Source organism: Streptomyces sp. NBC_01591 (genome assembly GCF_035918155.1).
Classification (GTDB): Bacteria; Actinomycetota; Actinomycetes; order Streptomycetales; family Streptomycetaceae; genus Streptomyces.
This window is the reverse complement of the sequence record NZ_CP109327.1, coordinates 273,491-295,345: the sequence shown is the minus strand read 5'-3', so window position 1 is coordinate 295,345 and position 21,855 is coordinate 273,491. Positions and strand designations below refer to the sequence as shown.

The following is a 21,855-nucleotide window of genomic DNA, read 5'->3' as shown; positions in this document are numbered from 1 at the left end:
GTGTCCGGCGGCATATCCGACCTGGACAAGAACCGGGCCCTGGCCGACTGGCTGGAGTGGCAGCTGCGGCAGACCCGCTCCCGGATCCGCGAACTGGAGATCAAGGAGCAGCAGGAGGCACGTGCCCGGGAGCGGGCGCGGGCCGAGCAGTCGTGGAAGATTCAGCCGCAGCGGTCGGGCAGGACGGCGCTGCTGCATCGCGGCGGGTGCGGCCTGTACAACGCGCAGCTCGGTTTCCTTGACCGGGATGAGGCACTCATCGCCCTGGCTGAGCCGGACATCGAGCCGTGCGAGGTGTGCCGGCCCGAGACGGGGCTGGTACAGGTGTAGGCCGTACGGGCCGCCCGATGCGCTGCTTTGGGCAGGGGCACGCAAGCTGGGGGTGTGGATTTTCCCGTCAGGGTCGCCCTGGCCCAGGCCGTCCCTGTCCTGCCCGAGGGGCCGGGCTGGTGGTACGAACCGAAGTTCGGCGGTTCTTCAGATGCTTCAACATGTCTCGTCCCTCCATGTGGGAGGACGACGCCACGCGCCTGATGATCTTGTTCCCTTCGACCGTTCGCAGCCGCTCGGTGGACAGGCGGACGAAGCGGCTCGGGGATCCAGTGCAGCGAGGACCCGCCGTTCTGACGTCGTCGGCAGAAACTCCCGCCGCCTTACGAAAGGGCTTCGGCCGCGCGGGCGGGGCGATACTGATTGTGACAGTCGCCCCGCCGCCGGGCCGGCCTCGGGCGCGGACCCGGTCGGTGGGGACGCACCTTTGTCGATGTCTCCGAGGGGAGCCGTTCATGACCACGGCGAAAGACCTGTTCATCATCGCCATGGACCTGAAGCATTCCGTGGGACAGGGCGACCTGTCCCTCGCACTCGCGGGAGCCGAGCTGATCGATCTCATCGGTGCGGGGGCGGTCGCCGTGGACGGCGACCGCATCGTGCCGGGTGGACCGCCGACGCTGGACGATCGGTTCATGGGCGAGGCTGCGGCAGGGCTCACTCGGCAGGCGCCCTACGAGCGGATCGAGGACTGGCTGTGGCGCCGGGGCCGAGACCTCTCGGCCGCGTACCAGGCCGCCCTGGAAGAGAACGGTGAGCTGAAGCCGCAGCGAAGCGGCCGGTTGTCCTTCGGCTCGGAACGCGTGGAACCGGTCGATACGCCCGCGCGCCGCCGTGCAGCCGACCGCTGGAGAGGGAAGGAACCCGTCCTGGCCGCCCTCGCCTCGGTCGTAGGCATCGACGACGAAGGATCCGACGATGAGGCCGGCCTCGATGACGTGGCGGTGACGACCGTGGTTGCCGCCGTCCACGACGCGGTGATGGAGCTGGAGGCCGTACGCCAGAGGCGGACCATCGAGAATTCGGCCTTCGCCAACCTCTGGCGCGGACCGTGAGCCGAGCCCGCCTTCGGGGGCGCGGTCGAGTCCGACGGCGACGGTGAGCGGTCGCACGGCCGCCGGGCGGCGCTTACGGCGTGCCCGTGGACCGGTTCCGGTCAGGGGCCGCGCGGCCTACGCCTGGAAACTGGGTGTGGCACGAGGACGAAGTCCCGGTATCCATCGAAGTCGCCGGGGTCGCCTGCCACACCGATTTGGACGGGCGCATCATCAGGCAGGTCTTTGAGCGCGTCGCGAAGCTGCGCGGCATTCCAGACCTGCGGGGTGTGCTCGAAGACCACCGTCATGGGCACAGAGTGCCGGACCGGACCGCGTGGCCGGTGGAGACACGGCTACGACCGGGGCCAGAGGTCGAACTCGGGCCAGGCTGGTGACCGTACGGCGACGCCTTGGCGCACCGTGAGTCAATACGCCTGTGACGGAACGAAGACATCGCGGAGGACCGCCTGTGACTCGGTGCGAGATACAAATACTTCCGACCACATGCACCGCGCTACTCCTGGGGGAACACCGTGAAGTACACCCGCATCACTGCTCTCGCCGCCATCGGCGTCGCCGCCACCCTCTCGCTCACCGCCTGTGGCAGCGACAGCACCGGGAAGGACTCGTCCTCCAAGGGCTCCTCATCCTCATCTTCTTCGTCCTCGGACAGTGGCTCGAAGTCGCAGGGCGGCTCGGGCTCCGGCGGCTCGGAGGCCAGCAACGCGAAGTCGGGCTCCGGTGAGGAAACCAAGGCAGAGGCAGCCGCGAACGGCGCGACGAAGACCGGCGGCAAGGTCACGTCCTGCAAGACGGAGGACCTGGCCATCGATGCCAGGGACGCCGCGCCCGACGAGAACTCCGGCAGGATCGACATCACCATGATCAACCGGGGTTCGACCACCTGCTCGGCGACGGGCTTCGCGGGCGTCGACATCAAGGACGCCGACAACACCTCGAACCCCATCGAGCGCGGCCACGCCCAGCCGCGTATCACCACCCTGAAGCCCGGCGACGCCGCTGTCTTCAACCTCGCCTACGACATCGACAACACCGGCGACAGCCTCGCGTCCCCGACCAACATCCTGGTGACGCCCCCGAACGAGACCCACACCGTGAGCCTGAAGTGGCCCGCGGGCGCGGGGGAGATCAAGGGCGCCTACACCGACGTTGAGGTCTACCCCACGCATACGATCAAGTAGGGGTGGTGCCTGCGGGCTGCTCCTGGCGGCGGGCCTGCTGAGAGATTACCGGCCCGGACTGCGCGGCAGGTGCCGCGCCGCGGTACGCGGCGGCCGCCGCCCGCTTCAGCGCCTCCTGGCCGCATCCTTCTCAGGGCCGGCCCCGGCGGGACGGACGTCGGAGGCGTGGGGGACCGGGCCGGGCTCGGATCGTCGCTCCGCCCCTGGCCGCGGTCACGGTGATGGCAGGCCCCGCCCTGTTCTGACGCAGACGAGCTGGTTCCAGGAGTGCATCCGCTCACTCAGCCGGATGTCTGCGCTCGGGCGGGCGCGCCGTCCAGGGAATCGGCTCGCCTTGCGCGCTGAACCGGGCTCCTGCTGGGTCGTCATCTGCCGCCTCGTACGGCGCTTTCTGCTCCTTCGTCTGTCCGTTGAAGTTCGCCGGAGTCGTCGTTGGTGCTTCTGCGCCTGATGTGGGTCCCGCCTCCTTCACGACGGCGGGGTTTGTCCCCGAAGCTGGTCGAGGACGCGGCCGCGACCAGAATTCCGACCTGCTCAGCGAAGTCGGGCCCGGGCAGAGGCAGATCGACGTCCGGCTCATCGTGGACGTAGCCGACCGCGACGGCTGTGGGGAGGTACTGCATCAGGGCGTCGACTACCTCGGAGCGGCGGCGGCCACTGCGGTGGAGGAGCTGGCGGAACACCCGCAGCACGGTAGGCGTGCTGGTGTCGACGCTCCATACCGTCTCCGGTACGGTCCAGGATCCCTGCGATTCCTTCTGGCCAGGGGCGGATCCCTTCGCCGGCGTGGATGGGGCCGGGCAACTGTCCGTCTGTGTCTGCTCGTACCACCAGGCTGCGGCGTCGTTCTCGCCGAGGGACAGGTGGTGCAGATACAGGCAGTAGGACGCGGCCTTGTCTCCGGCTCCGGAGGCGTACTGCCACCCACGACCGGGCCCCGTCCTCCGACTCGGCGAGCTGAAGGATGCAGCCCAGCACCCGGGCTCCGTCCGGATCGGGCAGTTGCTCGGTCACGAACCCGCTCAGCGCGGAGGTGGGGGTGCGTGACACCAGCGCCTCGCACAAGGCCAGCAGATCCTGATTCGCCGCCTCACTCAGCAGGTCTGCGGAGCTGGCGCCGGACTCACCGGCCACGAGCCCGCCCGCGCCGGAGATCCTGTCGTACGGATCTTCCGGCCTGCTCGGATGGTCGATCAGCCGGGCCCGCGAGAAGAGCTCGTCGATAGCGGTCACAGTACATTCCCTTCAGGGTCGCTTTCAGTACCGAGAACGGCTTCCACCACATGCCTGGCGTGCCGCTCATCGGATCGGACGGAGGCAATCGGAACACCGAGGACATCGGCAACGGTGGAAGGCGGCATGCCGCGCAGGTGCCCTGACGTGGTGCCGCTGCACCGGCCGGGATTGGACGACGGCGGCGGGCCGTCTGGGCAGCTTTATGTTCTGGCTGCGGCACTCGACCGGTGACGGCAGTCCGGTGGCGGCCGGGCCGGGCAGTGAACCCGTTCGCGGGCCTCGCCGGATCAACACCGTGCTGGCCGGCGTCCGCGAGTTCCTCACCCACGGCACGACGCTCGGCACGGTGCCGACGTTCGTGCTGTCCCAGCTCTACGAGGTCGCTGACGACCGGGACTTGCCGATGCAGGCCCGCGGCGAGGGAAGCCACCTTCGCTACTACGCCAAGGCTCGGCACCGGGCAGCCGAACCGCAAGAGCCGGTCGGCCGCGCAAGCGACGAGGAAGTCCTTGCCCTGCTGCGGGCCTGCCGCTCGGCCCGGGACCGGTTCATCGTCCTCCTGCTCGCCAGGGCCGGGCTGCGCCGCAGCGAGGCCCTGGGCATGCGGCGCGAGGACATCCATTTCATCCTGGACGCCAGCGTGCTGGGCTGCCGGATTCCCGGCTCTCACCTGCACGTGGTGCGACGGGACAACGACAACGGCGCCTGGGCGAAGTCAAAGCGTTCGCGCGCCGTCCCGGTCGACTTTCTGCTGGTTCAGGCTTACGACCAGTACGTCGTCGAACGAGACACCTGCCGCGAAGCCCGCGACAGCGACTTCGTGCTGGTGAACCTGTTTCGGCCCCCACTGGGGGCGCCCATGCCGCCGGGCGCCCTGAACGACCTCTTCGATCGGCTCTCCCGTCGGGCCGGCCTGGCCGACGGCGTTCATCCCCACGCTTTGCGGCACGGATTCGCCAGTAACGCGGCCGACGCCGGCGCCGTCCTGGACGAGATCGCCGACCTCCTCGGGCACGCCAGCGCGGCCAGCTCGCAGGTCTACCTGCATCCCGATCCGCAGCGGCTACGGTCCGCCGTCGAACGGGTCGCCGCTCTCGCTCCCAGGAGGAACGGATGACCACGGCCCTGCGACTGGTGCCCGCGCCCGCATCGGATCTGCTGCCTGCCCGCGCGAAACGGCTACGCGCCCTGATCCGGCCGGAGACGCTGGACGTTCTGCACTGGGACGAGAAATCCCGAATCCTTCGGCCCTCGCCGGACCACCCTTTCCTCGGCATGCACATCTGCGCCCGTTCCGGCTGCTGGGCAGCAGCCCGGAAGACAGAACTGGGGCTGTGCTCGGCCTGCCGCAGCGTCTGGAAGCGGAGCGGCAAAACGCCAGAGGACTTCCTGGCCAGCGAGCCAAAACAGATCAGCAACATCTCGGGCGGATGCGCGGTGAAGCTTCCCCTTGATCGTGGACACCTGGAGACTGGGCCGTGAGAGCCCAGAGGAAGCAGTGCCAGGTGGGAAGCAAGTACACGAAGCGGTACTCGGACGAGTACAAGCGGGACGCGATCGAGCTCGTGCGGTCGTCGGGCCGGACGGTGACCGAGGTCGCCCGGGAGCTCGGGGTCAGCTCGGAGTCCCTGCGGGGCTGGGTGAAGAAGGCCCGTGCCGCTCAGGACACCGGATCCGGTCCCGCCGCCGGGCGAGCCGACGACCGGGACGAGGAACTGAAGAGGCTGCGGAAGCTGACCGGCGAGCAGGCGAAAACAATCGAGATCCTGAAAAAAGCGACGGCCTTCTTCGCGAAGGAGAGCGACCGGTGAGCGAGATATGCCGGTTCATCCACGCGGAGAAGGCGAACTACCCGGTCACGCTGCTGTGCAAGGTGACGAAGACCGCCCGTTCCACGTACTACGCGTGGGTGGCCGGACGGGAAGCCCGCGCAGCGCGGCGGCGGGCCGATGAGGCCCTGGCGCACGAGATCACGGTGATCCACCTCGCGTCCCGGCGGAACTACGGCGTCCCGCGCGTCACCGCCGAACTGCGTCGGCGGGGCCGGCCGGTCAACCGCAAGCGGGTGGAACGGGTCATGCGGGAGCACGGCATCGCCGGGAACAGCCGGCGCACCGGACGCCGCAGCCTGACCAGGGCCGACACCAAAGCCGCCCCGTCGCCGGACCTGATTGGCCGGGACTTCACCGCCACCCGCCCCGGCACGAAGATCGTCGGGGACATCACCTACATCCCCACCGCCGAGGGCTGGCTCTACCTCGCCGCGTGGCTGGACCTGGCCACGCGCGAGGTCATCGGCTACTCGATGGCCAACCACCACCGCACCGAACTCGTCGTCGACGCGCTCGACATGGCCGCCGCGCTGGGCCGCCTGGAACCCGGCTGCGTGATCCACAGCGACCGCGGATCGGAATACACCTCCCGCCAACTGCGCGACAGAATCGGCCTGTTGGAGCACAGGCAAAGCATGGGCCGGACCGGGAGCTGCTTCGACAACGCCGCCGCGGAGAGCTTCTGGGCTGTGCTCAAAGAGGAGATCGGCACCCACTTCTGGCCCGACCGCGCGACCGCCCGCGCCGGGCGCGCTGCAGCACATCGCTCTGGCTCCCGACATCAGGCCCGCACCGGCGGCCGCGCTCGACCTCATGCGGCACGCGGTCCGCTCCTGGGCCGCCCAGGCAGCGGTTTCGGGCGACGACGCTGGAGGAGTTCTTCGCCGACCCCCGCGTTCGCCCGCTGCCGGGCTTCGGCCTGTGCTCGGTCGACGCCTGCCACCGGCACCAGGCGAACAGCTCGAACCCGTTCTGCCCCCCGCACTGGGTCAGGTGGCAGGAGGCACAAGTCCCCGACGCTGAATTCGAGACCTGGTGCCGCATCGAGCCCGGCACGGCAGAGTCCACCGCGCTGAGCCTGCGGGGTCTGCCGGCCCTGGTGACTGCCGAGATCCTCTACGTCCTTCAGGCCCGCACGGACGCCGAGGTCAAAAGCCCGCCCGTCCTGCTGCGAGGCCTCGTCCGGCACCTGCGTGAGCAACGCGTCGAGCAGTTCGACGACGTCCAGGTGCCCCGCAACACCCACCTGGCCGGCATGACCAACCGCATGCGCCACATGCTCGCAGCCGCCGTCTCCACTCCGGAACTGGAGCAGATCAAGGACGTCTGGAACATGGGCGCCTTCGGACTGGGCCAGTGGCGTCGGATGGACTTCACGCCGTTGCACCAGGAGTGGATGCGGCGAGCCTGCAAGACGTGGGTGCTTGATGAGATCCCCCGCCGCTACGGCAAGAACATCCCCAACGGCCTCTCCGACATGATCCTCTGCCTGCGCTACCTCTCCCAAAGCCTCGTCCGCTCCCGTCAGGACGACGGAGCGGACATGGCCGCGCTCGGCCGAAGCGACATCGAGACGTTCACGCAGTACGTGGCTCACCTCGCGCACACCGGCGAGATCAGCGCTTTCCGCCGCACGACGGTCTGCCGCTTCACCAGCCGGTTCCTGCGCGAAATCCGCGACCTGGGCCTGACCCGGCCCGGCGAAATCCTCGCCGACCTGCCCGACGACTTCGCGCTGCGCAGGCACGACATGCCGCCTGTCGTCATCGAGGAAGGACCCGGAAGAGCCCTGCCGAAGGAGATCCTCAGCCAGCTCTGCGAGCGGCTGCCCACCCTCGACCAGATCCGGGACGGCAGCGACGACGCGCGCGCCGCCATTGAGATCCTCGTCGATACCGGGCGACGCCCCGACGAGATCGGATGCCTGCCCTGGGACTGCATGGAGACCGACGAGCATGGCAAGTCCGTGCTCGTCTACACCGACTTCAAGAACAACCGCATCGGCCTGCGCCTGCCGATCCCGGACTCCACCGCAGAGATCATCGTCCGGCAAAAGAAGGCCATCCGCGCCCGGTTCCCAGACACCAAGCTGTCCGAGCTGGTCCTCTTCCCCCAGCCCCGGCAGAACTCCGAAGGCACCAAGCCGTTCCGGATGCAGCACATCGGCAACGTCCACCGCCGCTGGATTAACGCCATGCCCCCACTGCTGCTGGCCGACGGCACCGAGTTCCACAAGCTGGAAGTCGTGCCCTACTCCTACCGCCACTCCTACGCCCAACGGCACGCCGACGCCGGAACCCTGCCCGACGTGCTGCGCGAGCTCATGGGGCACCGGTCGTTGCAGACCACCCAGCAGTACTACCGGAACTCTCAGGAATTGCATCAGACGGGCGAGAAACCGCAGGTCGCGAGGTCAGGGCGGGGCCTGACAAGGACTCCATCCTCCTGCAACTTGGCGTCCTGAGCTGGGAGTTTGGCGATCAGATCCCGTCTGATGCAGGATTTGCCCTCTGAAGGGGAGGGTGAAAGTGGGTCTACAGCGACGTGCCGACCTGGCGGGGGCGGCTCAACTGGAGCTGGTCTCCGGGGTGGCCCAGCTGCGTCCACAGGACGCGATGGTCGAGGCGATGGTGCGGGGCTGGAGGGCCCAACAGGCCGCTCGTGGGCTCCGCGAGGACACGGTCACCGCCCGGGAACGACTCGTACGCCGGTTCCTGGAGTACACCAACGAATATCCGTGGGCCTGGGCTCCTGGCCATGTGGACGAGTGGTCACTGTGGCTGACCAGCGAGAAGCACCTCGCGCCGTCCACGATCCGCAGCTATCAGGGCAGTCTGCGCCTGTTCAGCGAGTTCTTGATCGACGGTCGTTACGGCTGGTCGGTGGCCTGCGAGGACGCCTTCGGCACTCACCCGGTGGCCATCTGCCACCGGGTGGAACACCATCGCCCACCTCAATGACTACGAGGGGCGCCCCGAGGCGAGGCCGTTCACCCGCGAGGAGATCCAGCGCTTCCTCGACTACGCCGACGACCAGGTCGAACGGGCGGTCCGGGCCAAGCGCAAGGGAGCCCTCGCCGCCTACCGCGACGCCACCCTCTTCAAGGTCATCTACGGGTGGGGTCTGCGCCGGACCGAGACATCGAAGCTGGATGTGGTGGACTTCGGGCGGAACGCGAAGGCTCCGCAGTTCGGCCGGTACGGCACACTCAACGTCCGCTACGGCAAAGCGAAGAAGGGTCAGCCACCGCGTCGTCGGAACGTGTTGTCGGTGATGGACTGGGCGGTGGATGCGGTCGCCGACTACGTGGAGAACGTACGGCCGCGGTTCGGCTGCGAGGACCACCCCGCGTTGTGGGTGACCGAGAGGGGCGGCCGGGTCAAGCCGGCGGAGATCAATGCCCGGTTCGTCGCCTACCGCGACGCACTGAAGCTCCCGAAGGCGCTGACGGTCCACTCCGCTCGCCATTCTTACGTCACCCACCTCACGGAGGACGGGGTTGACCGGCGGTTTCTGCAGCAGCAAGTCGGTCACGAGAATGACAGCTCTACCGCCATCTACACCCACGTCAGCGACGACTTCATGAACACGATGCTCCACAAGGCACTTGCTCCCGCGCTCGCCCCGATCCCCGCAGACAAGGACCGCTGATGGCCGCGAAGCTCGACTACCACTGGCACCTGCGCAAGGTCATGGCCGACCGTGGGCTCTTCTCCACCACCGACCTCATCCCGCTACTGGACAAACGGGGCATCACCCTGTCGTCCAGCCAGGTCTACCGGCTCGTCGTCGAGCGCCCCGAGCGGCTCAGCCTGAAGATCCTCATGGCCCTGCTCGACATCCTTAACTGCACCATGGACGACCTCATCGAGCCCGTCGCCGCAGCAGGTTCCGGACCAACTACCCGGACAAGGAAGGCCGTTGGTGCCGAGACAGGTGTCGGTGACCTGCGACCCAAGCGAGCCCGCATCCGCGGTCTCGAGCGGCCGTGACCACACCCGGGCTCCCCGATCGGGCCGTCTGCGACCCGATCGGGCTCATCGTGGACCTGGTCGCGGCCGTCGAACATCAGCTGGAGCCTGACCGGATCCGTGCCGTGGTCGCCAGCGTCGCGGGCGGCCGCTCGAAGTCACGCCGCCTCGCGGCACATCTCTCTGAGCATCCTCGCGTGCTGAACGACGGTCGCTCGCCGGCGCCCAGGGCCGTCGGCGACCTGCTCATCGCCCTGCGTGAGGCCGGGGCCCAGAGGGTCTCGCCGCCGTGTTGCGCCGAGTGCGGCAGGCAGATGCGAACTCTCCAGCGCCGCGGTCAGGACTGGTACTGCTGGAACTGCGGGCCGCAGCCCGAGCCATGTGCTGCCTGCGGAAACGCCCGCCGGGTCGCTTCACGCGACCGGGCCGGGCGGCCACGATGCGGCAAGTGCCCGGACACCGACGGACGTGACCCCATCGCAGTGATCGGCGCCCTGATCGCCGCGCTGGACCCGCAGGCCGGACGAGAGACGATCGCCGACGCGGTCCGCCGATCGGCGCCTCGTCCCTCCTACCAGCAGAAACTCGCCTGGACCCTGGAATCCAACCCCGCTCTGTTGACCGGGGAAGGCCACCTTGCACCCCACCGCGCGGTCCTCAAACTGATCGACCTGCTGCACGAGGCCGGCATCGCCGGGATCGTCCGGCCCTCCTGCCCCGGCTGCCACAGAGTCGTACGCATCGACAAGCCTCTGGACGGAAAGCGGGTCTGCCGCATGTGCATCTCCCACTCCCGCATCGAGGAGTGCTCGGGATGCGGAGCCCGCCGAGAGCCCGCCACCCGCGACGACCAAGGCCGGCCAGTGTGTCCGAACTGCCTGGTCAGTGCCCCGGCGAACCTGGAGACCTGCATCAACTGCGGCCGGCGAAAGGTCGTGAACACCCGCACACCGGACGGTCCGCTCTGCGCGAGCTGCCCCTCTTTGCCCACCGCGACTTGCAGCATCTGCGACGCGGAAAAGCCCTGCGGCACCTCCCGCACCACGGGTCGGCCATGGTGCCTGGACTGCCAGCATCGCTCAGCGCCGTGCTCGGCCTGCGGCGGCGTCGCGGCGGTCGTCTCCGGCACTCTCGACCAGCCCCTTTGCACGGACTGCACCGCGCTTGAGGTCTGGCACACCTGTCCCACCTGCAGCGATCCCGACTACCCGCACCCCGGCCAGTGCGCTCGCTGTCTCATCAACCGGCGCCTCAACGAGCTCCTGGGCCCTCCATCCGATGCCCTCCACCCCGCTCTCGAAGTCCTGCGGAACAACATCGCCACCGCCGAGCACCCCATCACCGCCAAGCGGTGGCTGAACAAGCCGTCCGTGTCTCCGGTTCTGGCCGACCTCGCGGCCAGCAGACGAGCCCTGACTCACGAGGCCCTCGACGAGCTGCCCGACAGCCCACCTCTCGCTCACCTCCGCCAAGTCCTCGTCGGCGTCGGTGCACTGTCCGAGCGGGACGAGTACATGGTCCGCCTCGAACGCTTCCTCACCGGCCTTCTTGCATCACAGCAAGACCCCGAACAGCGCAAAGTCCTGCACCGGTACGCGATATGGCACCTGGTCCGGCGACTACGTCGACGCAGCAACAGCCGACCCCTGACCCCGCAGCAGTTCATGTCCGCGCGTCAACGAACCCACGCGGCCGTCGCCTTCCTGACCTGGCTGAAAGCTCACGACCTCGCCTTGGAGACCTGCCAGCAGGCCGACCTCGACCAGTGGCTCACCGACGACTCCGCCACCTACCGCCACACGGCCGGACACTTCATCCGCTGGGCTCGCACCAACAAGCTCACCACCGTCCACGTCCCCGCCGTCCGCTGGCACGGCCCCACCCAGCCACTCGATGACGAGCATCGATGGAACGTCGCACGCCGACTCCTGCACGACGACACCCTCAAACCAGAAGACCGCCTCGCAGGACTCCTTCTCCTCCTTTACGCCCAAGGACCGTCAGCGATCAGCCGGTTGACCACCGAGGACGTCGAGGCCAGCGCCCAGGAAGTACGTCTCCACCTTGGCGATGCCCCCGTCCGGTTGCCCGAGCCCGTCGCCGCACTGGCCCGCCTGGTTGCCGCGAACCGCAAGGGTCACGCCACCATCGGGGCCTTGACTCCGTCTCCATGGCTCTTCCCTGGCGGCCAGCCCGGACGGCCGATCAGCACCACACAGCTGACCCAGCGGCTGAACCAGCTCGGGATCCGGCCCAATCAGGCCCGCAGCACCGCGCTCTTCCAGCTCGCCACCGAGATCCCGGCCGGGATCCTCGCCCGCACGCTCGGCATCCACACCGATGTCGCTGTCGCCTGGCAACGTCTCTCCGCGGGCGACTGGGCCACCTACGCAGCCGAGATCAGCCACAGAACAAGTCGCCACGACCACGAAATCGCGTCCGGCGACCGGTGCCGCGACTCACGACACGAATGAGATCCAATGCGAACCTATCGCTACAAAGTGCAGAAGAGTGGCTTCGGACTGTTTCTCGGGATCGCAGCCGAAGCCATCCGGCTGACGGTCCCGCCAACTGCCGGCGCCCCCGTCAGCGACCGGGTCTGGCTAGACGCTTCCGAGGTCAACAACGCCTACTACGGCAGTCGGCTGACACTCACCGAGAGTGAAGTCGCCACGCTGCGAGTCGGCCTGGGCAAGGTCTCTGGCGACATCGAACTCGTCGAAAGCAGCCCTTACATACTGATCGCAGTCCGAGCACTGGAGATCTTCGAGGTCGATTACGCAGAGGTGGCCCTCGCGCTGGCGATCGCCAGGTGGGCCGAAGCGGAGTTCTCTCTGGCACCCCGCCGCTGCCACGCCACTCGCGACAGCGCTACCGGCGAGTTCACGTTGGACTGTGATGAGTGACCTACATGGCCAATGGTGTCATCGGGTGCGATCACGCCCAAGGCATTCGGACAGTTCCAATACCCGACGTCACCATTAGTCACGGAAAAACGCACCCGGGCCGCGGTCGACAAACTTGTCTCGCACCAGTTCGACCGGCACGGCAACAAGATTTGGACCCAGGCCCGCCAGCTCCTGGAGCACGAGCACGCCCGCCTGCGGATCGGCCAGGTGTCCGTCCCCTACGGCATCTGCGTCGAACCGAGCAACGTCAAGGCCGGCGGTCACAGCTGCCCGTTCCGGTTTCGCTGCGTCGGCTGCGACCACTTCCGCACTGACCCGTCGTACTTGCCGGAGCTGCGGACCTACCTGGACACCCTGCTGAGGGACCGCGAACGTCTCGCCGCGGCCTCGGACCTCGACGCCTGGGCCCGCACCGAAGCGACTCCGTCCGACGAGGAGATCAAGCGCATCCGCACATTGATCCGCCGCGTCGAGACCGACCTCGACGGGCTCACCGAGGACGAACGCGAGCAGATCAAGGACGCCACCCGGACCCTGCGCAAGTCCCGCACCGTCTCCCTGGGCATGCCCGGCATCCGTCCGCCCGAGCCGGACCTGCGGCTGGAGCGTGACGCGTGAGCGCATCACCGGACCACCTGACCCGAGCGCGGGCCGCTGACTCCGACCGTCGAAGAAACCGAGTGTTCAAAGCCCTCGACCAACTGGTCTCCGCCGGCGAGGAGATCAGCGTTTCCTCGGTCGCCCGTGCCGCCGGCGTTCACCGCAGCCTGATTCACCGCCACGGTGATCTGCACGCAGCCGTCATCGCCCGCGCGGGCCAGCCCCTGCCCAGCACGACTGCCGGAACGCAGGTCAGCCGCAAGTCGCTGCTGGCCGACGTCGCGAACCTCACGGCCCGCAACGGGAGACTGGCCGCGCACATCACCCGGCTCGAACGGCGCCTGTCCGAGGCTCTGGGCCAGACGGCTTGGGAAGCATCCGGCCTCGGCGCCCCGGCCGACATCGAGACGCTCACACGCCGCGCCACCGAGCTGGAACAGCAGATTCTCGACCTCCGCGGCGAGCTTGCGGAACGGGACGAGGACCTCGAAGCCGCCCGCGCCGCGAACCGTGAGCTGATGGCCCAGCTCAACCGCTGACCGCATCATCGCCGTCAGCGGTCACCCGACGACGGTGTCCCAGACGACCGACCTCTGATGGACTCACGCCATGACGACACTGCTGCCCCGCATCCTTCGAGCACTTGAACAGTTCCATGCCACCCATCCCTGGGACCACAACGCCCATTACCACCAGTGGATCCTGCGCCAGCTCCCGAGACGCTTCAACAGCGCCCTGGACGTCGGATCGGGCAGCGGTGACCTTGCCAGGCTCCTGGCCTCACGGGCAGGAGTGGTGCACGGCGTCGACGTGGACGCCGACATCGTCGCTCGCGCGCGGGAGCTCACAGCCCCGGCAGCCCCGGTGACCTTCACCGTCGGAGACGCATTGAACGAGATACCCCCTGGTCCCTACGACGTCATCACATGTGTCGCCACCATCCATCACCTGCCGTTTAGTGACGCCCTCACCCGCTTTCGGCAGCACCTGGCCCCCGGCGGAACCCTGGTCGTCATCGGTCTCTACCGCCCACAGTCTCGGAGTGACTACCTGATCGATGCCGTCGCCATTCCGTCGAATGTCGCCATGGCATGGATCAAGAACAAGGGCCGCAAGTCACCGCGACCGACCTCGATGACTGCCCCGACCCGACCGGCGACCATGAATTTCGCAGACATCGTGCGCGAGGCTCGCCATGAACTACCCGGCGCACGGCTGCGCCGGCGACTGTTTTGGCGCTACACGCTGGTCTGGCACCAGCGCTGAACAGCCAACGCGCCACGGTCTGGCATCGGAACGAGCCTGTATCCACGACACCTGTCGCGCACACGGCACCGAACGAGTCATGCCACTGAGCTGGGAAAACGTGGCGCCCGTCGCGTCCACTCGACTTCAAGCCCGAGAGAAAGGACGGACCGTTCCGTCGTTCCTCGGGGCAGGCGGCCAAGGTGTCCCAGGTCCACTAGATCGAAACGGCCGCCGCCGGCGCGGTCGTGAGACACGAGGGTGGCCCACCTCGGAGGAATGGGGGTGGGCCACCGGTTCGTGGCCGGGTCAGCCGCAGTCGTTGCGGTTGATCTTCAGGGATCGGGTCTGGTCGTTGAGGTTGTAGCCGCGCAGGTCGTGGATGGAGCCGCCGCTGCGGGTCACGCACACCCAGCGGCCGGAGTAGTTCCGCTTCTCGTAGACGCGGGCGGTTCGGTCAGAATTGTTCCGGATGGAGCTGCCCCGGTCCCGGATCGCGGAGGGCAGGTCTTTGACGCTGCCGTCGACGGCTCGGCGGACCCAGGGCTGGCCGCCGAAGTTGATCTCGGGGTAGATGCAGACGTAGCCGGACGGGCAGTCGATCGCCGCCCGCACCCCGCCGGCCGGAGAGGCGGCGGAGGCGGTGGCGGTGGTGGCGGCGAGCGGCATGAGGGCCAGGGCGGCGAAGGCCGCGACACGCTTCACAGTTTTGATTACGGCACCAGACTTCCCGGCCGCCCTGGCCGGATGCGGGCGATCTTCTGCGCGTTCACTCCGCCAGCGGAGCGCGGAAGGAGCATGCCGGGCGCGAGATAGGAGACAAGACCGGGCAGCATGAGCTGAGCCGCCTCACCCACCAGGACAAACTGACACTGCTGGAGACAGCGGAGAACAAGACCCTCCCGGGCAGTCCCCTGTGGTCAGCTGTCCTGGCCGCCACCGGCAGCGATGACGCGCTGCGCCTGCACCGGGACCTGCTGCACCGCTTGCAACGCCCTGCGCCCGCCGACGACACCGACCTCCTCGCCCAGATCACTGCGGAGTGCGTCCAGCTGCGCCGCCAGTGGTAAGAGCCTGAACGGCTTCTATGACTCACGGCGCATCCAGAAGCGCCGGCTACCTCTCCGGTCGAGTTCGTGGAGAAGTACTACGCCGACCAGGCAACGGCCAAACGAACGTACCTGAAGCCCCCGTCAACCGCCCTGACCAGCTGATCAGCACCTCCCGCACGCCGGGGAGAACCTCAGCGCGGCCTGGTCTTCGTTGACAGCCCGGGGCGGGTGCCCGAGGCAGGTACACGGCGGCTGTCCCGGCGTAGATGGACCCGTCCCAGCCAAAAGACCGGCATGACGACGCTCGCGTCGCTGCGGCGCGAGCCCTGGGCCATGCCATTCCCCTGATTCGGGAGGCGTTCAGCTCACGAGCGGTGTGGGGGCTCCAGGCCCGGCCGGATGTACTTCCAGGCCGCTGTCGGCGTTCAGCACCGGACGACGGCCCGGGTAGGTACGGCGTGCTGTCTCCAGGTCACGCTCGTCGAAGTCGCCAGCGAAGACGAGCACTCCGTGGAGAAGTTTCCACCTTCTGCGCGGCGGTGGGCCACCGGGTGAGTAGGGCTTCCACAGTCATGGGAGCCGCCGGCGGCGGCAGGTCCGGCCCAGGCATGCGCGGCCTTCTCTCGATCGGTGGGCAGACGTTCCGTTACTGGAGTTGCCCCGCCTGATAGTGCTGGATCGCTTGCTGGGGAAAGGCGCGGGCCAGCCAGTCTTCTGGTGCGCCGGCTTGGCGCAGTGTCGTGATCTGCTGGTGGTAGTCGCGTCCTTCGGGGCTGGCGTGGACGCGCAGGTAGATGGGGTCGTCCTTGCCCACTGGTTAAGAGTCGGTGTTTCAACCCTGCGCTATTCGGAGGTTGATACTGATGGGCTCATTCAACTGTCACGGGTTCTCCCGGGAGTCCAGCCTGCTGGTGACCGTGTGTGGGTGGAGCGGCTGGTCGGCGCGTCGTCCGGGAAGAAGCCAGCGGGAGTCGCGGGTTCGTCGCAGTGCGCAGGCCACCGCACCGGTCAGGAGTTGAGAATCAGCCGCCGCTCCCCGGCCACAGGGCGTAATCCTGTCTTGCGTGAACCCGGTCCGCGTGTGGGACTGTCGTCGTGAGTTTCGTGGGTTAACGCTGTCGTGTGCGTGCCCGTTTGGTGTTGCTGCGGTGTCCAGAACGGGGGTTCTTGATGGCTGGACAAGTGTCAGGTGGGCAGCGGCGGTTCGGCTCGCTTGTCGATCAGAGGGGCGTGACGGAGAGTCTTAGCCGCCGGGGAGCGCTGCGGCTCGGGCTTGGTGTGGTGACCTCATTGGTCGGTGCGACTACTGCCGGTTGTTCTGATGGCGGCTCCGCTAAGGAAGACGACGGCGGCAGCAGGCGCAAGCAAGACGGCAGCGAGGGACGTATCCCTGAGTCAACGCCGTGGCGCCCCTGGCGTCACACCATCGGAGGCCAGGTCCTCGAGTCGTTGCCGGCGGTGGTCGATGGGGTCGTCTACGTTGGCGGCGGCACCAAGGGGGTTGGGTGCAGATCTTGTGAGGGTGCTTCGTTGGGGTGATTCGCAGAGGTTCGGGATGTGCCGGTGTGGGGCGGTCTCTAACGTCGGCGAGGTGAGCCGGCCGTGGGTGCGGGCACCGGGTGAGGCGGGGTGGTGTGGTGCCGTCGTTGATGGCCGCGTTGGATGCCAGAGAGAGTGAATGCCGGGCCAGGGTCGCGGAGTTGCGCAAGCAGATCGCAGAGCTTTCCGAAGCGGTGTCCCAGGCGGAAGCTGAACTGTCCCGGTTGCAGATCACGCGGGAGACGGTGAAGCAGGTGCTGGCCGACGGTCCGGTGGCCACACGTGATGTCTCCGTGCCGGCGGCGTCCGGGCCGGTCGATGTTGCCGCGGCGCTGCTGGCCGCCGAGGCCGCGGGCGATGTGACGGTGATGTCGCCGGACTACCAGCGGATCACCGCGCTGTTCGCGACGTCGGGGTCGGCGTGGCGGTGCAAGGACGTGTGCGTGGAGCTGGGGCTTCAGACCGAGGCCCGTCACGTGGAGGGCATGCGCTCGAAGCTGAAGCGCCTGGTGGAGCGGGGGATCCTGGCCGAGACTGCGCCGGGGCTGTTCAGGGTGGACGGACGGGAGTTGGGCTGGTGAGCGCCGCCCTGGAGACCGGCGGTCCGGCGGTGGCCGAGACCGCGTTCGCCGCCGCCCGCGGCCTGTTCGAGCAGGTCGCCAAGGATCTGACGTCGCCGGACGCCGCCGCGTTGACGCATTCAGGGCTGGAAGACCTGCTCGCGGCGCGCATGCGCGAGGTGACCCGGCAGCTGTTCCAGGACCATCTGGATCTGCGCGCGGTGCGCGAGCGGCGGGCCGGGCAGGTGGTCGATGAGACCGGGGTTGAACGCACCCGGATCGAGCGGGGCCGACGCCGGATCCTGGCCACGGTGTTCGGGAAGGTCACCGCGACCCGGATCGCCTACCGGGCCACCGGCTCGGCGGATCTGCACCTGGCCGACGCCGCGCTGAACATGCCGGCCGGGATGCACAGCCATGGGCTGGCCAGGCTCGCCGCCACCGAGTCCGCCCGCGGCTCCTTCGCCGAGGCGGTCGACCGCGTCAACGCGCTGACCGGCGCCGGGGTCGGCCACAGGCAGGTCCAGGAGCTCGCCGTGGCCGCCGCGGCCGGCATCGACGCTTTCTACCAGGCCCTGGTGCCCGAGCCGTGCACCGACGCCACGCTGCTGGTGCTGTCCACCGACGGCAAGGGCGTGGTGATAAGGCCCGAGGCGCTGCGCGAGGCCACGGCGAAGGCCGCTGCGACCAAGAGCGGCAACAAGATGGCGACCAGGCTCGCGCCCGGGGAGAAGCACGGCCGCAAACGGATGGCCACCCTGGGCACCGTCTACGACACCGAGCCCGCCGTCCGCGGCGTCGACGACATCATCGCCGACCCCGCCGACCCCGCGAAGGAGTGTCGCCCGGGACCGAGAGCCAGGTCCAAGTGGCTGTGCGGCTCGGTGAACGACACCGCCGAACAAGTCATCGCCGCGGTATTCGACCAGGCCGAAGCCCGCGACCCCGCCCACCGCCGGACCTGGGTCGTGCTGGTCGACGGCGCCCGGCACCAGCTCGACCTCATCCGAGCCGAGGCAGCACGCCGGAACGTCACCGTGCACATCGTCATCGACATCATCCACGTGCTCGAATACCTGTGGGGCGCCGCGCACTGCCTGCACCCGGCCGGCGACCGCGCGGCCGAGGCCTGGGTCGCCGGACAGGCCCGTACCATCCTGGCCGGAGGCTCCGAGCAGGCCGCGGCCTCGATCAGCGCCGCCGCCGACGCCGTCGGGCTCAGGCCTGGCTCACGCAAGGGTATCGACGACGCCGTCGGTTACCTGAAGAACAAGGCCGCCTACCTGCGTTACGACACCGCGCTGACCGAAGGCTTCCCGATCGCCACCGGGATCATCGAGGGGGCGTGCCGCCACCTGGTCAAAGACCGCCTCGACATCACCGGAGCCCGCTGGGGCCTCTCCGGCGCCGAAGCCGTCCTGAAACTCCGTGCCCTGCGCAGCAACGGCGACTTCGACACCTACTGGGCCTGGCACGAGACACAGGAGTTCACGCGCAACCACCAGGCCCGATACCGCGACACGCTCATACCAGCGGCTTGATCGCCAGAACCCTCATTGGATCTGCACCCAAGGGGGTTTGCGCCCTGGACGCCGCCACTGGCAGGGAGAAGTGGGTCTACGGTACGGGTGACCAGGTCCAGTCGTCGCCGACAGTAGTCGACGGGCTGGTGTACATCGGCTCCGACGACAACAACGTCTACGCTTTGGACGCCGACTCCGGTGAGAAAAAGTGGGCGTTCCGCACGAACAGTTGGGTCCACTCGACACCGATGGTGGTCGACGGCGTGCTGTACGTCGGGAGCTGGGACAGCGGCGTGTACGCACTGGACGCCGCCACCGGGGCCAGGAAGTGGGCCTACGACACGGACAATTGGGTCTCCGCCTCGCCTGCGGTTGCCGACGGGGTCGTCTATATCGGCAGCAATGACGGGAACGTCTACGCCTTGGATGCCGTGACTGGCAAGAAGAAGTGGGCCTATACCACTGCGCACGATTTCGTCGCTTCGCCGGCCGTGGCCGACGGGGTCGTCTATGTCGGCGCCCGCGACGGGAACATGTACGCCCTCGATGCGGGCTCAGGCCGCGAGAAGTGGGCCTTCGACTCCGGAGGCTGGATCACCTCGAAGCCGTGGGCGGCCGACGGAGCGGTCTACTTCGGCAGCAGGCGCTCCGTATACCGCTTGGACGCCGCCACCGGCGGAAAGGAGTGGGCCTACTCCGCCAAAGGCGAGATCGAGTCCTCCGCCACCGTGGCAGGCGGGGTGGTGTACATCGGCAGCCGCGACGAGAATCTGTACGCCCTGGACGCGGCCACCGGCAACGAGAAGTGGGCCTACTCCACGGGCGGGGAGGTCAACTCCACGCCGGCGGTGGCGGATGGGGTGGTGTACTTCGGGAGCAACGACGGAAACGTCTACGCCCTCGACGCCGACACCGGCCAAGGCCCGACAGCACCCTCCCCGACCGGCCCCGCACCTGGATGGTCACCACCCCGCCCCTGACAGTCCTCGGCGCACGCCCTGACCGATGGCATTCCGTATCCAATCCACGGGGGACCTCATGGCCACGACTCCGCCTTCTCGCCCTCCCTCCGAGCCGGATGTACCGGAGGAGGAGGAGGAGGAGGAGGAGGAGGAAAGACCGGAGCCGAACAGCACCGCAGCACAGACGCCCGCCGACCGAACGTCCGACGACGACCCCGCCTCCGCCCCGCAGCCCGCCCCTTCGGACCCCGTGCCACCGCGAGAGAGCGGCTGGGGTGCGTGGGCCGACAACCATCTGCCGGGCTTTCGCGGACTGCCGCCCGCACAGCGCGCGGTATACGCGACCCTCGCGGTCCTCGTGGTCCTGGCAGGCTTCGCCCTCGCCTACTACGCCACTTTCGTCCTGGACCGCTCGACGGCGACGGAACGGGTGCGCTCGGACAAGCAAGCGGAAAAGTCGGTCGACCGCGAGCAGCCCGCCTTCGTCTCGACCGTCACGCCCCACGACTACGAGCAGGAGATGCCCGAGGTCATCACCGTACTGCTCGACCGGACTCTGACCGCCCGCGAACAGGCCGGCCTCACCGCTCTCAGGGGCAATTCCGCGGAGGCGTGGGCGTTCCTGAAGCCGCTGGGCGGTCGCATCGTCGAACATCCCTCGGAAGCGATGAACCCTGAGGACGGCAACCAGAATCGCGGCCAGTCGCAGACGTTCAACCTCAACCTCAACAGCGACCGCAGTGCTGGACTCACGATCAATGACATGACGGCCGTCAAGGACGCATGCCGCGCACCCGAAGCCCAGGCCGTCGTCCACCTCCCGTCGGCAGGAGCCGAGTCCCGGCAGGGCTTGCTGTGGGACCTGACCGGCGGGAGCAAGGACAAGGCCAAAGGGCCGTACGTCCTTGACGAAGGCGCCTCGCAGGGCCAGCTGTACTTCCGCCGCAACGTTGTCGAGCTGGGCAACGGCCAGTCCAACGTGGCATTCCGCATTCAGCCCGAGGTGTCCACGCACACGTGCGAGTGGCACATCGTCGCCTCGTACACCGACACGAGCGGCTCCCACGAGCAGCGCATCCCGAGCGGCACCGGCACATTCACCACCGAAGCCATCCCGCTGCGCCCCGTTCAGTACTTCGAGTGGGTCATCACTGAGGGGTGGGGCTGCGTCGGCGACATGAGCCAGAAGGGGTGCGAGGCGACCGACCGGCTGCGGTGATCAGGTAGCCGGTGTTCTCAGGGCCATGCCTGATAAAGCAGTTAGGTGTTTACCGGTCTACATCTGAACGTCTTCCGTGGCCTGGGCGGCTTCAAGGTACTCCGCCCAGTTGTTCTGGGCGTACTGGGCCCAGGCGTAGGCGGTGTGGGGATGCATGCCGAAGAGGTCGCTGACGACGATGGGCGGGAGGTCTGTGATCGCTTCCATCATGGCCGTGCTACGGGCGCTGATGCCTGGCAGGCCGTGCTGCCGCCCGGCCCTGGGGGCCGTTCGGCTCCGGTGCCTCCGTGCCCCGTCCTGTAAGGCCCTGCATATCCGGGCCCTGGCCGACTGGCTGGAGTGGCAGCTGCGTCAGGTCCGGGGCCGAATCCGGGAACTGGAGATCAAGGAGCAGCAGGAGCAACAGCGCCGGGAGCAGGCGCACGCCGCGCTGCGGTGGAAGATCCAGCCGCAGCGGTCATCGTCGATGGCTCTGGTGCACCGCAGGGACTGTGCCCTATATCCGGTCGAGGGCGGATTCCTCAACCGTGAGGAGGCCGTGATCGCCTTGGCGGAGCCCGACATCGAGGCGTGCCAGATCTGCAAGCCCGAGACGGGGCTCGTCGACGGGTAGGGCCGTACAAACCGCCCGACGCGCT

26 protein-coding genes are annotated in these 21,855 nt (G+C 68.2%); 21 read left to right on the top strand and 5 right to left on the bottom strand.

The genetic code is table 11. The features are described from left to right. Both OG978_RS01525 and OG978_RS01520 read left to right on the top strand, forming a co-directional pair. Entirely contained in the window at window positions 1–330 is a 330-nt protein-coding gene (locus OG978_RS01525) for a DUF6233 domain-containing protein (RefSeq protein ID WP_326763444.1), read from the top strand. 455 nt (window positions 331–785) lie between these two features. After that, window positions 786–1,385 carry a GOLPH3/VPS74 family protein gene (locus tag OG978_RS01520; protein ID WP_326763443.1) on the top strand — a complete coding sequence of 200 codons (600 nt, stop codon included), beginning with the start codon at window positions 786–788 and terminating at the stop codon, window positions 1,383–1,385. Window positions 1,386–1,486: 101 nt separating this feature from the next. On the opposite strand, the gene OG978_RS01515 is transcribed toward OG978_RS01520, so the two are convergent. Next, window positions 1,487–1,675 carry a DUF6225 family protein gene (locus OG978_RS01515; RefSeq protein ID WP_326763442.1) on the bottom strand — a complete coding sequence of 63 codons (189 nt, stop codon included), beginning with the start codon at window positions 1,673–1,675 and terminating at the stop codon, window positions 1,487–1,489. A gap of 225 nt (window positions 1,676–1,900) precedes the next feature. Here OG978_RS01515 and OG978_RS01510 point away from each other — a divergent pair, with 225 nt between their 5' ends. Then, complete coding sequence (locus OG978_RS01510; RefSeq protein ID WP_326763441.1) at window positions 1,901–2,569, top strand: DUF4232 domain-containing protein; 669 nt, start codon at window positions 1,901–1,903, stop codon at window positions 2,567–2,569. 365 nt (window positions 2,570–2,934) lie between these two features. On the opposite strand, the gene OG978_RS01505 is transcribed toward OG978_RS01510, so the two are convergent. Continuing rightward, window positions 2,935–3,252 (bottom strand): hypothetical protein, encoded by a 318-nt coding sequence (locus OG978_RS01505; RefSeq protein ID WP_326763440.1) that lies wholly within the window; start codon window positions 3,250–3,252, stop codon window positions 2,935–2,937. Window positions 3,253–4,007: 755 nt separating this feature from the next. Here OG978_RS01505 and OG978_RS01500 point away from each other — a divergent pair. From OG978_RS01500 to OG978_RS01440, 13 genes are all read left to right on the top strand, one after another. Then, on the top strand, window positions 4,008–4,922 hold the full coding sequence (locus OG978_RS01500) for a tyrosine-type recombinase/integrase (protein ID WP_326763439.1): 915 nt from the start codon (window positions 4,008–4,010) through the stop codon (window positions 4,920–4,922). Continuing rightward, window positions 4,919–5,287, top strand: a complete 369-nt coding sequence (locus OG978_RS01495) for a hypothetical protein (protein WP_326763438.1) — start codon at window positions 4,919–4,921, stop codon at window positions 5,285–5,287. Before OG978_RS01500 ends, OG978_RS01495 begins: the two co-directional genes overlap by 4 nt. Window positions 5,288–5,310: 23 nt before the next feature. Further along, window positions 5,311–5,616, top strand: a complete 306-nt coding sequence (locus OG978_RS01490) for a transposase (RefSeq protein WP_326763437.1) — start codon at window positions 5,311–5,313, stop codon at window positions 5,614–5,616. After that, entirely contained in the window at window positions 5,613–6,713 is a 1,101-nt protein-coding gene (locus OG978_RS01485) for an IS3 family transposase (protein WP_326763436.1), read from the top strand. The genes OG978_RS01490 and OG978_RS01485 overlap by 4 nt, the downstream gene beginning before the upstream one ends. A gap of 23 nt (window positions 6,714–6,736) precedes the next feature. Beyond that, entirely contained in the window at window positions 6,737–8,101 is a 1,365-nt protein-coding gene (locus OG978_RS01480; protein ID WP_326763435.1) for a site-specific integrase, read from the top strand. Between the two features lie 64 nt (window positions 8,102–8,165). Continuing rightward, window positions 8,166–8,597: a hypothetical protein gene (locus OG978_RS01475; RefSeq protein WP_326763286.1), complete on the top strand. Its 432-nt coding sequence runs from the start codon at window positions 8,166–8,168 to the stop codon at window positions 8,595–8,597. After that, on the top strand, window positions 8,581–9,288 hold the full coding sequence (locus tag OG978_RS01470) for a tyrosine-type recombinase/integrase (protein WP_326769896.1): 708 nt from the start codon (window positions 8,581–8,583) through the stop codon (window positions 9,286–9,288). The genes OG978_RS01475 and OG978_RS01470 overlap by 17 nt, the downstream gene beginning before the upstream one ends. Beyond that, entirely contained in the window at window positions 9,288–9,629 is a 342-nt protein-coding gene (locus OG978_RS01465; protein WP_326763287.1) for a helix-turn-helix domain-containing protein, read from the top strand. The genes OG978_RS01470 and OG978_RS01465 overlap by 1 nt, the downstream gene beginning before the upstream one ends. Then, entirely contained in the window at window positions 9,626–12,082 is a 2,457-nt protein-coding gene (locus tag OG978_RS01460) for a site-specific integrase (RefSeq protein ID WP_326763288.1), read from the top strand. Before OG978_RS01465 ends, OG978_RS01460 begins: the two co-directional genes overlap by 4 nt. Before the next feature lie 6 nt (window positions 12,083–12,088). Continuing rightward, window positions 12,089–12,514, top strand: coding sequence for a hypothetical protein (locus OG978_RS01455; RefSeq protein WP_326763434.1), 426 nt, complete (start codon window positions 12,089–12,091; stop codon window positions 12,512–12,514). A 12-nt stretch (window positions 12,515–12,526) separates the two neighbouring features. Continuing rightward, on the top strand, window positions 12,527–13,135 hold the full coding sequence (locus OG978_RS01450) for a hypothetical protein (protein ID WP_326763433.1): 609 nt from the start codon (window positions 12,527–12,529) through the stop codon (window positions 13,133–13,135). A gap of 62 nt (window positions 13,136–13,197) precedes the next feature. After that, the gene (locus tag OG978_RS01445) at window positions 13,198–13,656 is read left to right on the top strand and encodes a hypothetical protein (protein WP_326763432.1); all 459 of its coding nucleotides are present in this window, start codon (window positions 13,198–13,200) and stop codon (window positions 13,654–13,656) included. A gap of 70 nt (window positions 13,657–13,726) precedes the next feature. Further along, window positions 13,727–14,383, top strand: a complete 657-nt coding sequence (locus tag OG978_RS01440; protein ID WP_326763431.1) for a class I SAM-dependent methyltransferase — start codon at window positions 13,727–13,729, stop codon at window positions 14,381–14,383. 288 nt (window positions 14,384–14,671) lie between these two features. Here the strand turns inward: OG978_RS01440 and OG978_RS01435 are convergent, their stop codons facing one another. Together OG978_RS01435 and OG978_RS01430 are read right to left on the bottom strand one after the other, a co-directional pair. Continuing rightward, window positions 14,672–15,067 (bottom strand): peptidase inhibitor family I36 protein, encoded by a 396-nt coding sequence (locus tag OG978_RS01435; protein WP_326763430.1) that lies wholly within the window; start codon window positions 15,065–15,067, stop codon window positions 14,672–14,674. Between the two features lie 993 nt (window positions 15,068–16,060). Then, window positions 16,061–16,228 carry a hypothetical protein gene (locus OG978_RS01430; protein ID WP_326763429.1) on the bottom strand — a complete coding sequence of 56 codons (168 nt, stop codon included), beginning with the start codon at window positions 16,226–16,228 and terminating at the stop codon, window positions 16,061–16,063. Between the two features lie 886 nt (window positions 16,229–17,114). Between OG978_RS01430 and OG978_RS01425 the strand changes: the two genes are divergently transcribed. The 4 genes from OG978_RS01425 to OG978_RS01410 are packed head-to-tail and all read left to right on the top strand — an operon-like array spanning window position 17,115 to window position 21,217. Beyond that, window positions 17,115–17,534 (top strand): hypothetical protein, encoded by a 420-nt coding sequence (locus OG978_RS01425; protein WP_326763325.1) that lies wholly within the window; start codon window positions 17,115–17,117, stop codon window positions 17,532–17,534. Window positions 17,535–17,563: 29 nt separating this feature from the next. Further along, a complete protein-coding gene (locus tag OG978_RS01420; protein ID WP_442817814.1) occupies window positions 17,564–19,054 on the top strand; it encodes an ISKra4 family transposase in 1,491 nt (496 codons plus the stop codon). Then, window positions 19,051–20,016 (top strand): beta-alanine-activating enzyme beta-propeller domain-containing protein, encoded by a 966-nt coding sequence (locus OG978_RS01415; RefSeq protein WP_326763428.1) that lies wholly within the window; start codon window positions 19,051–19,053, stop codon window positions 20,014–20,016. The genes OG978_RS01420 and OG978_RS01415 overlap by 4 nt, the downstream gene beginning before the upstream one ends. A gap of 58 nt (window positions 20,017–20,074) precedes the next feature. Beyond that, window positions 20,075–21,217 carry a hypothetical protein gene (locus OG978_RS01410; protein WP_326763427.1) on the top strand — a complete coding sequence of 381 codons (1,143 nt, stop codon included), beginning with the start codon at window positions 20,075–20,077 and terminating at the stop codon, window positions 21,215–21,217. 57 nt (window positions 21,218–21,274) lie between these two features. Here the strand turns inward: OG978_RS01410 and OG978_RS01405 are convergent, their stop codons facing one another. Then, window positions 21,275–21,424, bottom strand: coding sequence for a hypothetical protein (locus tag OG978_RS01405; RefSeq protein ID WP_326763426.1), 150 nt, complete (start codon window positions 21,422–21,424; stop codon window positions 21,275–21,277). Here OG978_RS01405 and OG978_RS01400 point away from each other — a divergent pair. Further along, window positions 21,411–21,830 (top strand): DUF6233 domain-containing protein, encoded by a 420-nt coding sequence (locus OG978_RS01400; protein WP_326763425.1) that lies wholly within the window; start codon window positions 21,411–21,413, stop codon window positions 21,828–21,830. The genes OG978_RS01405 and OG978_RS01400 overlap by 14 nt on opposite strands. Window positions 21,831–21,855: the final 25 nt, after the last annotated feature.

What these genes read in the sequence shown, in the direction of transcription:
- OG978_RS01515 (WP_326763442.1), bottom strand. Translation starts at nt 1,675, where the DNA reads ATGACGGTGGTCTTCGAGCACACCCCGCAGGTCTGGAATGCCGCGCAG.
- OG978_RS01495 (WP_326763438.1), top strand. Translation starts at nt 4,919, where the DNA reads ATGACCACGGCCCTGCGACTGGTGCCCGCGCCCGCATCGGATCTGCTG.
- OG978_RS01520 (WP_326763443.1), top strand. Translation starts at nt 786, where the DNA reads ATGACCACGGCGAAAGACCTGTTCATCATCGCCATGGACCTGAAGCAT.
- OG978_RS01405 (WP_326763426.1), bottom strand. Translation starts at nt 21,424, where the DNA reads ATGGAAGCGATCACAGACCTCCCGCCCATCGTCGTCAGCGACCTCTTC.
- OG978_RS01500 (WP_326763439.1), top strand. Translation starts at nt 4,008, where the DNA reads ATGTTCTGGCTGCGGCACTCGACCGGTGACGGCAGTCCGGTGGCGGCC.
- OG978_RS01465 (WP_326763287.1), top strand. Translation starts at nt 9,288, where the DNA reads ATGGCCGCGAAGCTCGACTACCACTGGCACCTGCGCAAGGTCATGGCC.
- OG978_RS01450 (WP_326763433.1), top strand. Translation starts at nt 12,527, where the DNA reads ATGGTGTCATCGGGTGCGATCACGCCCAAGGCATTCGGACAGTTCCAA.
- OG978_RS01440 (WP_326763431.1), top strand. Translation starts at nt 13,727, where the DNA reads ATGACGACACTGCTGCCCCGCATCCTTCGAGCACTTGAACAGTTCCAT.
- OG978_RS01410 (WP_326763427.1), top strand. Translation starts at nt 20,075, where the DNA reads ATGGCCACGACTCCGCCTTCTCGCCCTCCCTCCGAGCCGGATGTACCG.
- OG978_RS01455 (WP_326763434.1), top strand. Translation starts at nt 12,089, where the DNA reads ATGCGAACCTATCGCTACAAAGTGCAGAAGAGTGGCTTCGGACTGTTT.